General features: G+C 43.7%; 11 protein-coding genes. 5 read left to right on the top strand and 6 right to left on the bottom strand.

Annotated features, from left to right (window positions below):
• The first annotated feature begins 231 nt into the window (after positions 1-231).
• Both H6614_00690 and H6614_00685 read left to right on the top strand, forming a co-directional pair.
• On the top strand, positions 232-2,196 hold the full coding sequence (locus tag H6614_00690) for a T9SS type A sorting domain-containing protein (GenBank protein ID MCB9242171.1): 1,965 nt from the start codon (positions 232-234) through the stop codon (positions 2,194-2,196).
• An 88-nt stretch (positions 2,197-2,284) separates the two neighbouring features.
• Positions 2,285-2,980, top strand: a complete 696-nt coding sequence (locus H6614_00685; GenBank protein MCB9242170.1) for a DUF4159 domain-containing protein — start codon at positions 2,285-2,287, stop codon at positions 2,978-2,980.
• A 44-nt stretch (positions 2,981-3,024) separates the two neighbouring features.
• Here the strand turns inward: H6614_00685 and H6614_00680 are convergent, their stop codons facing one another.
• From H6614_00680 to H6614_00655, 6 genes are all read right to left on the bottom strand, one after another.
• A complete protein-coding gene (locus H6614_00680) occupies positions 3,025-3,645 on the bottom strand; it encodes a hypothetical protein (protein MCB9242169.1) in 621 nt (206 codons plus the stop codon).
• Positions 3,645-5,270 (bottom strand): adenylosuccinate synthetase, encoded by a 1,626-nt coding sequence (locus H6614_00675; protein ID MCB9242168.1) that lies wholly within the window; start codon positions 5,268-5,270, stop codon positions 3,645-3,647. Before H6614_00675 ends, H6614_00680 begins: the two co-directional genes overlap by 1 nt.
• Entirely contained in the window at positions 5,252-6,691 is a 1,440-nt protein-coding gene (locus H6614_00670) for an ImmA/IrrE family metallo-endopeptidase (GenBank protein MCB9242167.1), read from the bottom strand. Before H6614_00670 ends, H6614_00675 begins: the two co-directional genes overlap by 19 nt.
• Before the next feature lie 142 nt (positions 6,692-6,833).
• Positions 6,834-7,853, bottom strand: coding sequence for a hypothetical protein (locus H6614_00665; GenBank protein ID MCB9242166.1), 1,020 nt, complete (start codon positions 7,851-7,853; stop codon positions 6,834-6,836).
• A gap of 462 nt (positions 7,854-8,315) precedes the next feature.
• On the bottom strand, positions 8,316-8,987 hold the full coding sequence (locus H6614_00660) for a hypothetical protein (protein ID MCB9242165.1): 672 nt from the start codon (positions 8,985-8,987) through the stop codon (positions 8,316-8,318).
• A 29-nt stretch (positions 8,988-9,016) separates the two neighbouring features.
• Positions 9,017-10,864 (bottom strand): hypothetical protein, encoded by a 1,848-nt coding sequence (locus H6614_00655; protein ID MCB9242164.1) that lies wholly within the window; start codon positions 10,862-10,864, stop codon positions 9,017-9,019.
• Between the two features lie 362 nt (positions 10,865-11,226).
• On the opposite strand from H6614_00655, the gene aceE reads away from it, so the two are divergent.
• Genes aceE through H6614_00640 form a run of 3 tightly spaced genes read left to right on the top strand, consistent with a single transcriptional unit; the run spans position 11,227 to position 15,764 of the window.
• Positions 11,227-13,893, top strand: coding sequence for a pyruvate dehydrogenase (acetyl-transferring), homodimeric type (aceE, locus tag H6614_00650; GenBank protein MCB9242163.1), 2,667 nt, complete (start codon positions 11,227-11,229; stop codon positions 13,891-13,893).
• A 3-nt stretch (positions 13,894-13,896) separates the two neighbouring features.
• A complete protein-coding gene (locus tag H6614_00645; protein ID MCB9242162.1) occupies positions 13,897-15,270 on the top strand; it encodes a 2-oxo acid dehydrogenase subunit E2 in 1,374 nt (457 codons plus the stop codon).
• Between the two features lie 2 nt (positions 15,271-15,272).
• Positions 15,273-15,764 carry a hypothetical protein gene (locus H6614_00640; GenBank protein MCB9242161.1) on the top strand — a complete coding sequence of 164 codons (492 nt, stop codon included), beginning with the start codon at positions 15,273-15,275 and terminating at the stop codon, positions 15,762-15,764.
• The last annotated feature ends 18 nt before the right edge of the window (positions 15,765-15,782 follow it).

Genomic DNA, 15,782 nt, shown 5'->3' with positions numbered 1-15,782 from the left:
ATATTGATGTTTTAGGAATTTTTAAAGTCATTTTTATCAATTATATATTTCATCCCACGGTATAATTTTTAACGCATAAACATATATTTAGTAATAATTCATCGTACATTGATGTTATCTCCTAATATCCCTAAATTTTATTTTGACTTTACAAATTATATATATCAACAGCTTTACCTTTTGGTACTTTTGGGCGGTCAAAAGTACATAATTAAATAAAAATGAAAAACTATGCTTAAAACTTTTTACACTATAATAATACTCCTGCTATTAGCAGGAACTTCCTTCGCAGGCGATTACGCCGTCTGGATAAAAATAAATAACGACAACGATCTCCGGTACCTGCAAACACTTGTCAAGGAATTTGATGACGTAAAAATTACCCCTAGTGGGAAATTCATCTATAATCAGGATAATGGCTACGTAACCGCTATATGTAATTCATCACAGCTTGGCGCTCTGCGAAATTCCCGCTTTGATATTATAAAAACTCAGGAATACAGATACATTCCGCAGACACAGCAGCTACAGACCGATGCTATCCCGTACCAGTTCGGATGGCCTCGCCAATCCTCGATAGACTGGCCCTGGTACAACTCATCAACGACAATTGCCGATATGGATGGCAATGGTACTTACGAGATTTTCGCGACACACTCATTTACCTCTAGCGGAACTCCCTTGCTCTATGGCTACAAAGCCAGCGGAGCCTTCGTTCTCGGTTTTCCGTACTCTATACCGTTCGGTTCGTTGCAAACGTCCGGCTCGATAGAGATACCTGCCCTCGGCGACATAGACGGAGACGGCGAGATGGAGGTTGTCCATGCCGATGAGAATGGACAGGTGTATGCACACAATTTTGACGGATCGATGGTAACGGGATTTCCCTTCTCGACCGGAGCGGTCAGCGAACACTCGACACCTTGCTTGGTCGATGTGAATAATGACAACAAACTTGAGATCGTGATAATATCCTTTGACAGAAGTAATGACTTAAACGCGCGCCTGCACCTGCTCAGCTGGAACACCGGAACGGTGACGGAAATGCCCGGCTTCCCGATAGACTACCTTAAAGCATCATCATCTGCGCCCGTTGCCGCGGACGTTGATAATGACGGCAAGACCGAGATATTCTTCGGGACGGGATATGACGCGGGGTCGAGCTATGAAGGACGCCTAATGTGTTATACTCACGACGGCGCTGTAAAACCCGGCTGGCCCAAACTTTGCGGACCTTACTCGGTCGGTGGCACACCAGTGCTCTACGATTTGAATAACGATAACAAACTGGACGTCGTAATACGTCTCAAAGACCTAAACACCTCCGACATAAATGGAATTTATGCTTACAATCCCGACGGCACACTACTCCCTAATTTTCCGTTCCCCGTTCCGTCCGGACATCCTTACGCCGGTGTTTCCATCGGTGATGTGGACGGTGATAGTGAGGTCGAGATCGCTTTCGGGACAGTGGAGGCGGTTTCCCTCGGCAAAATTGTGTGTTTCAATTTAGACGGAACGATGCTGCCCAGTTTTCCGAGAGGTGTTTTTGCTACCTGGGTAGACGGAAATACTGCCATCGCGGACGTGACCGGAGACGGTATCCCCGAAATTATCGGCGGCACTAACCAGGGAAAAATGTACGCTATCACCGCAACCGGTGATTCCGCTGCAGGATTCCCGCTCAGTAGTGAAGCTACCGTACTAAATGCTTTTAACTCTAACCCGACGATGGTGGACATCGACGGGGATGGTGACGTCGAGCTCTTCGCTCCCTGCAACGACAGAAAGATCTACGCGTGGGATACGCCCGGGCTGTGGGACCCCGCCCCAAAAAAGACATGGAGCACATACAAAGGCAACTCACGCCGTGATGGAACCCAAAAACTCGACATTCCGACGGGGATTCAAAACTCGAATTCAGGCATACCTGATAGGTTTTCTCTTTCGCAGAACTATCCGAATCCATTTAATCCGGCGACGAGTATAAAGTTCGCGCTCGCGGGAAACACATTCGTGGAGTTAAGCGTATATAATTTGTTGGGGGAGAGGGTCGCTGTGCTGGTGAAGGAGGACCTCCCGGCGGGAGAGTATTCGTTCACGTGGGATGCTTCTGCGCTCCCGAGCGGTGTGTATTTTTATAAGCTGGAGACAAAAAGCTTCACTGACATCAAGAAAGCTATACTAATTAAATAAAAAAAGATTTAACCGCAAAGGTCGCAAAGTACGCTAAGCATAATAAGTATTTTTCTTGGCGGTCTTCGCGTTCTTAGCGGTGAGTATTATGAAACGATTTATTATCATACCCGTCATTTTATTAGTAGCGTTTATTATTGTAAAGGCGCAGGAGGGGAACGATCCGCGGGGTGAGCGGAAGGATAGTTCCCCGTTCAAGATAGCGCGGCTACAGTATTCGGGCGGGGGTGACTGGTATAATGATCCTTCGGCTGAGATAAATATGATGGAGTATCTTAAGAAGAACACAGTGATAGACGTGGACGAGGCGAAATTTTATTCGGTGAACGTGAACTCGGATGAGATATTCGATTATCCTTTTATAATGATAACGGGGCACGGTAATATAGAGCTGAGCGAGAATGAGGCAGTGCGCTTGAGGCGGTACTGCGAGGCAGGAGGGTTTTTATATGTGGATGATGATTATGGTATGGACGAGTCGTTCAGGCGCGAGATAAAAAAAATATTTCCTACGGATGAGATGAGGGAGCTTCCATTTAATCACCCGATATATCACAGTGAGTATGACTTCCCGCATGGTCTGCCGAAGATACATGAGCATGATGGTAAGCCGCCGCAGGGCTTCGCGGTGTATAGTAACGGGAGAATGTGTCTGTATTATACTTATGAGACGAACATTTCAGATGGGTGGGCAGATACAAAGGAGCATAATGATCCTCCCGAAAAGAGAGAGGAAAGTTTTAAGATGGGTACGAATATCGTTGTGTACGCGCTGATGAATTGAATAGCTACAACGATTTGAATAGGAAATAGGCATCTCAAGTTATTTTAAACATTTTTCCATGATCCTACAGGTGATGATGAATACATTACCTTTTGAGGTAAAACACACTTCACGTCAAAAGTAACCTCGGCAACTTTTCTAATAGGAAATTGAAACGAGGGTGCTACAACAAAAGTATTTTTACCTCTCTTTGGTGCGATTCCACCAAGATAGGCATTTGGACGGGTAGCCCCAGAATTTAATCTCGAAAACTTAACATTCTTGTTTAGCGTTATAACATCTCGTGTATTTAATCTTATTATTAAAGGTTTTTCATCTTCATATCTATTGAAATGTGGGTTTAATCTTTCTAGAGTTGGCCAGAAAAACACTCTATCGTTTAAATAATAATAATAATCCTTACACAACCAACCATCTTCCAAACACTTTGCTAAAGCAATTTCACTTAGTGGTCTTTGATCTCTAATCATAATCTTTTTACCCTTTTTCTCAATATAAAGATGCTTTTTTCTCTTAATTCTGTACTGCAAAGGGTCTAAATTACAGAATTTAAATAACTTGTTTGCACTATACAGAATTCTGTCTTTTTTAATTAAGTCAAAATTCTCCTTACTTGTTAAATGATATAGATATGGTCTATCAACTATAAATTGCTCTAAGTCCATTAAATCCAATTTCTCCTGTCTATAATTGCTCTATAATCAAATGAAGTGCTTATTAGGCTAACAGGCACACCCGCACACCTTTCAACTTCTTCTATCATTCTTTTTGTCTCTGAGGTTAGTTGTTCATACCTTTTGGCTTTCCTATTCTCAATACAGATGTAATCAGAGAAAGTTAAAGCAATGTCGGTTGGAGAATTTAATTCACATGATTTTTGGAATAAAGGCCAAGAAAATTCTGCTACTCTCCTATCCCTTTTTGTCGTTGTTGTTTTTTCCCTGTTCAGTAATTCATTTATCTTAATCCTAGATCTCTTTGAGACATCATTCCAACCAATTTCATTGCTCAAAAAAGGACCTGAATTACCCGCTACCCTTATAGGATATGTTCTTGTAACTAAAATAATTTTCCTTACTCTTTTCGGTGATATACCCGCTTCCGATAAGCACCCTGACGCAGATGTATCTCTTGATGTAACATATGGATAGATACCATGGTGTAAACTTAACAAAGTTCCTTGGGTGCCTTCCAATAGTATTTTCTTATTATGTCTAAACAAGAATTGTAACTCTTCAAAAGAAGATCCTATAAAAGAACTTAGTTCCTTAAAGTGCTTGGCCTTATGAGAATTTTTGCCTTTAATTCTTTCAATGATATTTTTGGCAGTAGCATATCCCACTCCTTGAGTTGTCGAACCGATATTTTTCTTGTATTTTTTTTCATTTTTAATATCTTCTTCTGATATAACTGTAACATTCTCATCAATAATCAGTCTCTTCCTATCCTCAATACCAAATTTCTTTACTTCTTCTAAAATCTTTTTAAGATTAATCACTGACCCTGGACCCAATATAAGCTTCGCCGTTTTATTTCTGTTGGTCCCGGAAGGTAAAAGATGGAAAACATCATGTATCGGTTCCTCATAAACCGAATGGCCTGCATTTGGACCTCCGACCCTCAATAAACAATCATAATTTGGCGATAAGTATGCCGCCACTTGACCTTTGCCCTCTGATCCAAACTGACCCCCAACAATTATATCCACTAACTCACTATCATTAGGAGGTAGCAACTTCAGGAAACAAACTACTTTAACAAAAACATCGTTGGCATTACATCTATCAGTATCAATTACAAGATCAGCTTTATCTGCTAGCTCATTAACCTGAGATTCTGTATTATTTTTCTTAAACTCAGAATATTTTCTTTTTAATTTCCTTTCTCCTAAATCCTTATTCTCACCCCTTTTGATGAACCTATCATACAAAGTCGCATCTGATGACAATAAATGAATGTGGAAAACTGAATAACCATATGCTCTTCGAAATTGTTCAATCTGTTCCTTGATTCTAACTGAATCTATAACAAAAAAATCATTTTCGAAAAAACTTGTATAGAATTCATCTTGAAAATGTTCTAAGACCCATCTCCCTTTGGTTGTTTTGTCCAATTTTTCTCCGAAAATCTGCAAATCTTCACGTGATCTACTAGCATGATATCTTTTCTTAATTCCTTCCCTGGTTCTTGATACCTTAAATCCATATTTATCCTGAAGATTCTTAGACAGGGTTGTCTTACCCGAGGCAATTTCGCCACTCAACAACAAGATTAATTTTCTTTCTGCCATAGAGATTCTTCGTCAAATAATGAAAGAGTATTTTTAAAGATTGGCTTAGAAATTTTACCTGGTAGTATGTAGACGGTTACATCTATTTCTTTTAAAACTAATTCAGAGAATATCATTTCCTGTATTATATCCCAATTCCCCCCAGCTTGCCCTGCACCGATTTGAGGCATATGTACACTCGCGTTAATTTCTAGCGCAGATTTAGCTAATTCTTTAAGGCATAATCTTAATGCCGAGTACTTCAAAGGAATTTCTCCCCTTTTAGCGTGAATTCCTTGTTGTGCTAACATCTGAAAAACAAAAAGTCCTTTTTCCAATTCAAACATTTTTGTTTTACCTAAGCGAAAGTTTTTTGTATCATTTTTCCAGTTTGCAATGGAATGTTTTGTTTCTGGCCAAGCCTCAGCCATAGCCCTCCCAAATCCAAAGCCAACCCCTCCACTTGTATTTATTAGCTGTGCTATTATTTTATTTCCGGCTCCCAACGGCTCACGAGCATCTCCAAACTCTATTTTTATTTTGCTTTCTTTTATACTTTCTATGTCAAGTGGAACAAAGAAAATTCCCACTCTTTGATTTGATTGTTGAGGCAAAGGGGGAAGACCAACATAACTTAGTCTAAAATGTCTACCGTCAAGAATTTCCCACCTTACATTTTCGCTTGAGGTTCTTCCTGAGTACTTACAAGAATATGCTTCCGATGTAAAAGGTATTACAAAATTTTTTGAGAAGTTTACCCCAAAATCCTTTGAGGTTTTCGAGTAATCAACTATTAAGGAGTCATTCCTGAAAGTAGCAAACGCAATACCACACGACTTGTTAGTAACACTTGTGAATCTGAGCATTACTGCTTCCAATGAAGCTTTATACTTATTTGATAATTCAATCAAAGAGTGTATATTTAAATTTGCTTTATTTGCATCTTCGATAAAAGAACCATAAGGTAAGAGAATCTCCGATGCGGCTACATTACATAAAAATTCAAGCTCCCATTGTTCACCCTTTCCATAAGCAACTTTTGACTCTCTATTGCGGATTTCATCGCTACAATCACTGAACAAAAAATGACCTAACTCATGTGCGATTGAAAAGTTTATTCTAGATTCTCTCTCAAATGGGTTATACTCAATCAGAAATTTATTTTTTCCAATTGGAATTGTCCTCGCATCAATAACATTATCATTTGGGGAAATATCAATTTTTAAAAACCTTGCTAAATCGAGTGGATTATACGGTGGCCCTTTCCATCCTTTATCAATAGATTCTACAACTAATTTCTTTGCTCTCTCCTTAATAATTTCTACAGGATCACTCTTACTTTCTTCACTCAGTAATTGAATTACAGATTTGTTTTTCCAAATTTTCATATTGTTAAACCTATAAATATTTATGGTATCTTTAATGTAATGATTTCTTTCCATTATGACAAATTAACATAGCTTAAAAGTAGAGATTTTTTGAGTTCAAATCAACCTAATTCTTTAGCTAAGATACTTTGTTTACAGTATACTTATTGATTTTGTTAAATACTAATTAATAATAATTTTTGTGGAGTCTTTTCTGCTACTGCTTAAACACCTTCTCTATGTTAGTTTTTGTGACCTCTCCGCCGGTTATGAGGAGTTGTTTGATCTTTGCGGTGTCGTAGGTGAGGGGTTTTAGTATTTTGCTTGCGATGATGCGGAGTAAGTTTTCGGCGGTGATACAGGAGAGCGTGACGCCGGTGGCGAGCTGGACGTTTTGGAAGGGCACGGGGCTCATACCGCCGAAGCGTCCGGAGATGATAAGGAAGAAGACCGTCTGAAAGCCCTGCATATCGAGAGCTTTTTTGTGGCTGAGTATGTATTCGGTGAACTGCCTGTCATCGGTGCCGATGGTATAATAATCCTTCCTGGATTTGGCGTCGTATATCACGGCGAACCTTTCACGGGCATCCCTCGCGATGCCGTCGGGATTTCTGCCCGCAAGGCTTCCCATCTCATGGACTTCGAAGCCGAGCACACGGAGAGCAAGGGCGCACTGTTTTTCGAATTGCGCGGGATCGCCGTCTCCAAAGGCAAGGCGTGTGATGTCATGGAGGATCGGAGGGATCGAGTCGAGCAAACGGAGGTCGGCGGGTCCCCATTCTCCGGAATATTTTTGGGGGACGTGACGGGGCGGGATGAGGGAGAGGACATCCTTCCAGGCGGGGCGGACGGATGCCCAGGCAAGGAATATGTACGGGAACTCGGACCACCTGCACTTAAACTTCCACAGGAATGACCTGTAACCGGGTGAGATACCGTGATATATCCAGTCGTTCATTGCGGGGAGGGCGCGGTGCGCGCGGAGGTACTGCCCGAAGGCTTCGAAGTAAACTTCTTCATCGGGGGATTCGCGGGCGACGGCAATCTGGGGCGTGTCCCCGGCTGATCTTACGAGACGGCTGTAAGTGCGGAAGATCCTTACCATGTTGTACGACGTGACACTTGCATTGGAGACGAACTCCCTCTGCGAGGGCTGGTATCCGAGTGATGTTTTTACGCGCTGGTATTCGGCGATGATCTCTTCCCGTGAGAGAACGACGGGTTCGGGTTTTTTCATAGTGGCAGTGTTATTTTGCAATATCCGCTATAAAATAACACTGCCGCTCACTCATTTAAATGAGAAAAAGGTTAGATACGTATATATACTAAAAAGTGAGAGGGCAAAAGCGAAAAGTGAAAGGAATGTTTGTCTCCGACGGCTTCTTTTTACGCAAAAAGAAGCAAAAGGCGCGGCTTAATGGGAATTTACTAAAATTTCCCGTGTTCTGCGCTCGGACGGCTAAACTCGTTCGCTTCAATGAATGAAAAGGACGCTCGCTCAGACAGTACCCGTCCGTCTCCCCCGAGTTCTCGGGAGAGAACGCTTGAAGCCGTGAAATTTTCCTCCGGACGTGAATTCCCATAATGCCGTAATAATCACCTTCGGTGATCGTGGGTTAATAAACGGGATAAGCCGGGGATTCTTCGCTTCGCTCTCCGTAGGAGTCCCTGGGACAGAATGACAGTAGAGTTACAGGGATCAGATGAACCAGGGTACGCAAAAGCACGGGACCCAGCCTCCGCAGAAAGTTTTCCATTTTAAAGAAACCGGTGAAAAGCATTTGCAATTCGTAACAACCGGGAGGCATCCGCCAACGCATCTCGTCCAAAAGATCCCGCTAGTGATCCACCAGATAAAGAAGCAGACTATGCCGAGAGGAAATATTATACCGGTTTTAACCGTGGTGGTGAATAATGCGTCGCCGTAGCTTTTCATAAAAGCTTTTTCGGATTTTTTAGTGGAATTGAGAAAGGCTTTTATGGGAGGAGAGGTGTATGTCCCGCTCCCGGTTTCGAAAATGATGTTCATTTCAACAGGAACTTTGACATTACCTTCTTTCAAAAATCCGGAGATAGGTGTATCACCGGATCTCAGCCGGACGCTGAACTCTTTGACCGAGCCATAGTCTATTTCGTCCGTGACAGGGTTTTTCGCGGTATCCTTATCCGCGATGGACAGGAATAAAAATTTTGCTTTCCTCGATTCCTTGGCATCCCAATCTACCCTAAGCACAATACCGGGCAAAATTTCCAACAGAGGTCCATCCGGGGTAGAGAGCACTGCCCCCCGAATGGTTACATCCAGCTTATCACCCGAAGAAACGAAAGGAGCGGTGATAAAGCGTTCGGAACTATTGCGTGGGTTTTCCATGATATTGTTATTAGATTTTAAAAAAACTTCTAATCCGGGAGCATTTTTACGTCGGTAAGACCTTCCATTTCAGCGAACATTTTGACACGCTTAAAGCGGTACGTGCCTTTTTTATATTTTCCAAGCCATGAGTCATCGGGAGCAAGGAAAAGCGAATCATTTGTACTGCCCTTCTTTTTACCGCCTTTGGGTTTAGCGCCGGACTTTTTCTGCTGTTTCATTTTATTGTACACGGCGCGGAAGTAGTAGTGATTAAAGAGGCGGTTGAATTCGGTGAAGTAAAGGTCGGCAACTCGGATATCACCGCGTATTATCACCATGTTCTCATCATTTTTTATCGTGGACGCTTCGCTGAAATTAGCCGAACCGGAAACCACGATGGGGTCGCCGGAGAGCGGGTCAGAGAGCAGGAACTTAGAATGGATGTAGCTGACATGTTTATTGAGTCCAAGCTTCAAGGGATTTGTTTCCGCGCGCGTCCATTTGTAAAGAGGCTCGGCGAGGTATGAGCCGTACGCCTGGTAAATGTTGTTTTCGATGCCGAGCCGGACGAATTCACTCTCCTTCCCTTTAGCGGGTTTATCTTCTTTTTCCAGTAGCATGAAAACGATGTGGCTGTCCTTTTTATTATCCATGAGCTCGTCCTTGAACACCTTCCCTATTCCGAAGGCAAGAGTAATGAAAGCAGATCGTTTGGCGCTGTCGAGAAGCTTCGCGTAGGTATTAAGCATGGTGACCGTCTTACGCGGACTGAACACCGGGGTAAAGCCCTGCGGGATCTTTTTAATGTCTTCAGGAGCAATATCGCCGGAGACAGCTTCATTAGCCTCTTTGTATTTGGCGCTCGTCATTTTGGTTTTTTTCTTTTTATCGGGAGAGCTGCCCGGATCGATGCTCAGTGTGTTCCAGTATTTTTCATAAGCCTCCGCTACCTTTTCGTTGCGTATCCAGTGACCAACATTTGTCTGCCCGAAGATACCGCCTTCTGAGAGGTTGGTCGAACCCGTATAGACCGCAGTGGGGACTTTCGGTTTATTTTTACCGGCGTTTTTGAGCAGAACAATGAATTTGTTATGCATTATGTAGCTCTTATTGAAACTGCGGTAAGTGACGTTCTTTGAAGGTATCTTAGCGGTTTTGATGGCTTTCATATTCTTATCGAGCGGAAACCTCTCCTTGTTATCCTTTCCATCGACAATTATCTGCACGTCGACTTTCCTCTTTATTGCTTTAGCAAATTCATCTACGATGTCCTGGTAATGAAATTCATAATAGCAGACCAGAAGAGTGTCGCCTTTTTCCGCATCACGTATAAACCCAATGATCGAGTCGTCCAGTTCACGGCTCAGCCATTGTTTGGCTTCTTTTTTCTTTTTGTCGTCTGTTATCTTATCGGGAGGAATGTTATTAAACTTCTTCGCATACGCCTGGCTGGAGGCAACACCGCGGTTAAAGAAAACGTCGTTTTCGAGCGATGAAAACATCGGCTCCGTGTGAACGGTGATCTCGATCGGTTTTTCGCGAATGAGATTCTTTGGCTTACCCTTTACCGGGTAAAAGTAATATGTGTACTTATAGCCCGGCTTACCCGTAAAATCATCCCACACAAAACTCTGGACTGGAAAATCGAACGTGCTGAGCAGCATATCCTCCACAGGATCCGAAATGATACTTTCAAATACTTTGAAACCCGGCATGAAGTAGCGCTCATCCTCCATGTGGTCGTGGCGTTCCATTGCAAAGCCAAGCAATCCTTTTGTATCAGCCTTTTTGTTCTTTGGCTCCGTAAATCCCGGGTCTATCGCAAAGGAAATTGTGTTTACGCCTGTAATGGCATAAATGGTATAGCCTCTCTGTTTTTTTGATTTGAATCTCATATTGTTTTTGTGTTTAGCTGTTTGAAAAAACCTATAATAAGAGCTAACAAACGAAATAAATTTGTGAGATTTTACAGAAGGCTGGTACTGAAAAATAGCAGGGCGGTAACCAATAGGCAAATAAAATTTTTGTTAAATGTATCCGGGATTTGAGGGGATTGCCGCGTCGTCCGCCAAGCTGACTCCTCGCAATGACATTACTCATTCGCGATGCTCATTCGTAATGTCATTTATTATCTCTTAAATAATGGCTAATTTTGAGTTCGTATAACAATACCTAAGCATCTAAAAGGAATAATATTATGAGCAACAGTGATTTAGACAAGATAAAAGGAATCAGCTCAAACGGAGCAAACGGAAAAATGAGCGACCACGAGCGTGAACTGGAAAACCAGGAATGGCTAGAGTCACTGGATTATGTACAGCAGGCGGAAGGACCTGAGAGAGTACGCGAACTGCTCCAGAGACTTCACGTACACGCAAAGAAGAGCGGAGTACAGGCACCGTTTTCCGCAAATACTCCCTACATCAATACAATACCTGCAACAAAACAGCCGCCATATCCCGGAAGCAGGGAGATCGAGCGCACTATAAAAAGCATCATAAGATGGAACGCCATGGCAATGGTGGTTAGAGCCAACCGCGAATCGAGCGGTATCGGCGGACACATCTCGACATACGCATCATCGGCAACACTGCTGGAGGTCGGGTTCACACACTTTTTCAGAGGCAAAGACGGTGACAGCGACGGCGACATCATCTATTTCCAGGGTCACGCCTCACCGGGAATCTACGCGAGGGCTTTTCTCGAGGGCAGGCTGTCGGAGGAGCATTTAAAGAATTTCAGACGCGAGCTTAACCCGTCGCACGAGGGATTGAGTTCATATCCGCACCCGTGGCTAATGCCAAATTTCTGGGAATACCCGACGGTATCGATGGGACTTGGTCCGATAATGGCTATCTATCAGGCGAGATTTAACGAGTACCTGAAGGACAGAGGAATAAAAGACACTTCTAAGCAAAAGGTGTGGGCTTTCATCGGTGACGGTGAGACGGACGAACCGGAAACGCTCGGCGCGATAACGCTGGCATCGAGGGAAAAGCTCGAGAATTTAATCTTCGTTATTAACTGCAACCTGCAAAGGCTTGACGGACCGGTGAGAGGAAACGGAAAGATAATACAGGAACTGGAAGCGATATTCAGAGGCGCAGGATGGAACGTGATCAAGGTCATCTGGGGAAGTGACTGGGACCCGCTATTGGCAAAGGATAAGAAGGGGCTTCTTGTAAAGAGGATGAACGAGGTTGTGGACGGACAGTTCCAGAAGTACAGTGTATCGGACGGTGATTACATCAGGAAGGATTTCTTCGGTAAATACCCGGAACTGCTGGAAATGGTAGAAGGCTATTCCGACGAACAGCTGTCGAAGCTGGCGAGGGGCGGGCATGATCCGGAAAAAGTTTACGCAGCTTATAAGGCGGCGGTGGAACACAAGGGTTCCCCCACGGTGATACTTGCACAGACGATCAAGGGATACGGTCTCGGTGAAGCAGGCGAAGGAAGGAACATTACACACTCACAGAAGAAATTAAACGAACACGAGCTGAGGGATTTCAGATCGAGGTTCGGCATACCGATATCAGACGACCAGGTGGACACGATACCGTTTTACAAACCGGATGACGACGACAAGGAGATGGTGTACCTCCGCGAAAAGAGAAAAGCGCTGGGCGGCTTCATCCCGAAAAGGAATACGAAAGCACAGCCAATAAAAACACCACCGGAAAGTTTATTCGAGGAGTTTTACGAAGGATCGGGAGACAGAGAGGTTGCAACGACGATGGCTTTCGTGCATCTGCTGTCGAAGTTATTAAAAGACAAGGGAATCGGCAGATACATCGTGCCGATAGTACCGGATGAGGCAAGAACGTTTGGTATGGAATCGCTATTCAGGCAGGTGGGAATATATTCACACGCGGGACAGCTTTACGAGCCGGTTGACAAGGCAAGCCTGCTTTATTACAAAGAGGCAAAGGACGGGCAGATACTGGAAGAAGGAATCACTGAAGCGGGTTCGATGTCGTCATTCATAGCGGCGGGTACGTCATATTCAGCTCACAAGGTGAACATGATACCTTTCTTTATTTATTATTCGATGTTCGGATTCCAGCGTATAGGCGACCTGGTATGGGCGGCAGGCGACATGAGAACAAAGGGCTTCCTGCTGGGAGGCACATCGGGACGGACGACGCTTGCGGGCGAGGGTTTACAGCACCAGGACGGCAACAGCCACATACTCGCTTACTCGGTGCCGAATTTAAAAGCATACGACCCGGCATTTGCATACGAGGTAGCGGTGATCGTGCGGGACGGTCTTTACAGAATGTATGAGAAGGGCGAGGACGTGTTTTATTATATCACGGTGATGAACGAGTTCTACCCAATGCCTGAGATGCCAAGAAGAAAAGGTATCAAGGAAGGGATATTAAAAGGGATGTACAGGTTTAAGAAGTCGGATAACAACGGTACGGACGTGAAGGCGCATTTATTCGGAAGCGGAACGATAATGAACGAGGCTATTAAGGCAGCCGAGATGCTGGAGAAAGATTATGGTGTGAGCGCCGACGTGTGGAACATCACCAGTTACAAAGAACTATACCGTGACGCTATCGATATCGAAAGATGGAACATGCTAAACCCGGAGAAAGAGCAGAAAGAAAATTACATACAGCAGACGCTGAAGAATGAGAAGGGTGTTTTTGTTGCGGCGTCGGATTATATAAAGGCGCTTCCGGCATCAATATCACAATGGATACCGGGACCTTTCACAATGCTGGGCACGGACGGGTTCGGCAGGAGCGAGAGCAGGGACAGGCTGAGAGACTTTTTTGAAGTGGACGCCAGATATATAGTTGCCGCTACGCTGGGCATGCTGGCGAAACAGGGAAAGGTAAAAACCGACCTGGCATTAAAAGCGATAAAAGATCTAAAATTAAAACAGGACAAACCAAATCCGATAATAAGCTAATCTATGGCAAAAGAGATCAAATTACCGGAAGTATCGGAAAATGTTGAAACGGGTGACATAGTTAAGGTTCTGGTCAATGTCGGCGACACGATAACGGTGGACCAGCCGATAATCGAACTGGAGACAGATAAAGCGATGTTTGAGATACCTGCAACGGAAGGCGGAACTGTTTCCGAGATAAAGGTAAAAGAGGGTGATAAGATAAAGATAGGCGACGTTATACTGACAGTCGATGGGAACGGCACGGCTCCGAAAAAAGAAGAGCCCAAAGAATCCGACACATCGGACCGTGGGGAGAAGAAAGAAGAACCTCCCAAGGAGGAAGTAAAAGAAGAACAACCAGTAGAGGAAGAGCATATAGAGGAAGTTTATGACGAACCCATCGAGGAAGAAGTAAAAGCAGAAGAGCCGAAGAAAGAAGAACCCAAAGCTGAAGCCAAGACCGAAGTGAAGAGAGAAAAGCGGGATGGTATTCCGGCACCGGCGTCTCCATCTGTAAGAAGACTGGCAAGGGAGCTGGGGGTCGATATTAACGAAGTACCAGGATCGGGTCCAGCAGGACGAATCTCCGATGAAGACGTTAAGCTATTCGTAAAGAGTCTAATGCAACAGGGCGCACCTAGTTCAACGGCAAGCGGAGGCGGTATTGCTCATAAACCGCTGCCGGATTTTTCGAAGTGGGGTGAGACGGAATCGATACCTATGTCAAACGTTCGCAGGGTAACCGCAGAAGGATTAAGCTATGCGTGGAACACAACCCCTATGGTGACACAATTCGACGAGGCTGATATAACGGAGTTAGAAGCATTCAGGAAAAAGAACGGACCTGCAATAAAGGAGAAGGGCGGGAACCTTACGGTAACGGGCATACTGGTAAAGATATGCGAGGCGGCGCTGGCGAAATTCCCGCAGTTCAATACCAGCATCGACATGGAAAAGAGAGAAGTCGTTTATAAGAAGTATTTTAATATCGGTATAGCGGTCGATACGGACAGGGGCTTGCTTGTTCCCGTAATAAAGAATGTGAACGAGAAGAGCCTAACCGACATATCGGTCGAGCTGGCGGAAATCTCGGCAAAGGCAAGAGACAGAAAGATAACGCCGGAAGAAATGGACGGCGGTAACTTCACCATATCGAACCTCGGCGGAATAGGCGGAACGGGTTTCACGCCGATCGTATATTCACCGCAGGTAGCGATACTCGGCGTATCGAGGGCAGGCTACAAGCAGGTTTACAAGGACGGCGAGTTTGTGGCGAGGTTCGTTATGCCATTGTCGCTAACGTATGATCACAGGATAATAGACGGAGCGGACGCGGCGAGATTTTTGAGGTGGATATGCAGCGCGCTCGAGTCGCCTTTCTCTATGATGCTATAAAAATGAAAGTTGATAGAAAAAATAAAAAACCTTTATATAGAAAAGCTAATAAGACCGCTTTTAATCATGGTTTCATAAAAAACCATTTTAAAGACGAGAAGAATTCTAAAAAAATAAAAGAGTTTGACGGCAATAAATTAGGTATGAAGAGTAAACAAAGTAAAGGAATGGATTATACTCCTTTATTTAGATTTTTACTCTCTAAGGTTGGAAAAAACTGGGATGAAGTTTTTAGCGAAGCGATCTCAAGGTTAGATAAAGAAGAACCAATTTTTTGGATAGTTGAACGACCTAATACAAAACACGAAAACGACAATAATGATAAATTTTTTGGAATAGTCAGAGTGGGTGAATCAACCTATTACCATCAATTATATATTGATGAAAACAATATACTTCAGAAAGTAAACCCATCTGCTACTATAGAAGCATTATGTAAGTGCTGTACACATACTTTAAATGGGAACATTATACATTATAAGGAAGAGGATTAAATCCTATTTTTTATAGTA

Source organism: Ignavibacteriales bacterium (assembly GCA_020635255.1).
Classification (GTDB): Bacteria; Bacteroidota; Ignavibacteria; order Tepidaquicellales; family Tepidaquicellaceae; genus JAEYVS01.
This window is presented reverse-complemented; position numbering and strand designations above follow the sequence as displayed.

Coding starts and splice junctions, on each gene's coding strand:
- H6614_00690 (MCB9242171.1), top strand. CDS start 232: ATGCTTAAAACTTTTTACACTATAATAATACTCCTGCTATTAGCAGGA.
- H6614_00685 (MCB9242170.1), top strand. CDS start 2,285: ATGAAACGATTTATTATCATACCCGTCATTTTATTAGTAGCGTTTATT.
- H6614_00680 (MCB9242169.1), bottom strand. CDS start 3,645: ATGGACTTAGAGCAATTTATAGTTGATAGACCATATCTATATCATTTA.
- H6614_00675 (MCB9242168.1), bottom strand. CDS start 5,270: ATGGCAGAAAGAAAATTAATCTTGTTGTTGAGTGGCGAAATTGCCTCG.
- H6614_00670 (MCB9242167.1), bottom strand. CDS start 6,691: ATGGAAAGAAATCATTACATTAAAGATACCATAAATATTTATAGGTTT.
- H6614_00665 (MCB9242166.1), bottom strand. CDS start 7,853: ATGAAAAAACCCGAACCCGTCGTTCTCTCACGGGAAGAGATCATCGCC.
- H6614_00660 (MCB9242165.1), bottom strand. CDS start 8,987: ATGGAAAACCCACGCAATAGTTCCGAACGCTTTATCACCGCTCCTTTC.
- H6614_00655 (MCB9242164.1), bottom strand. CDS start 10,864: ATGAGATTCAAATCAAAAAAACAGAGAGGCTATACCATTTATGCCATT.
- aceE (MCB9242163.1), top strand. CDS start 11,227: ATGAGCGACCACGAGCGTGAACTGGAAAACCAGGAATGGCTAGAGTCA.
- H6614_00645 (MCB9242162.1), top strand. CDS start 13,897: ATGGCAAAAGAGATCAAATTACCGGAAGTATCGGAAAATGTTGAAACG.
- H6614_00640 (MCB9242161.1), top strand. CDS start 15,273: ATGAAAGTTGATAGAAAAAATAAAAAACCTTTATATAGAAAAGCTAAT.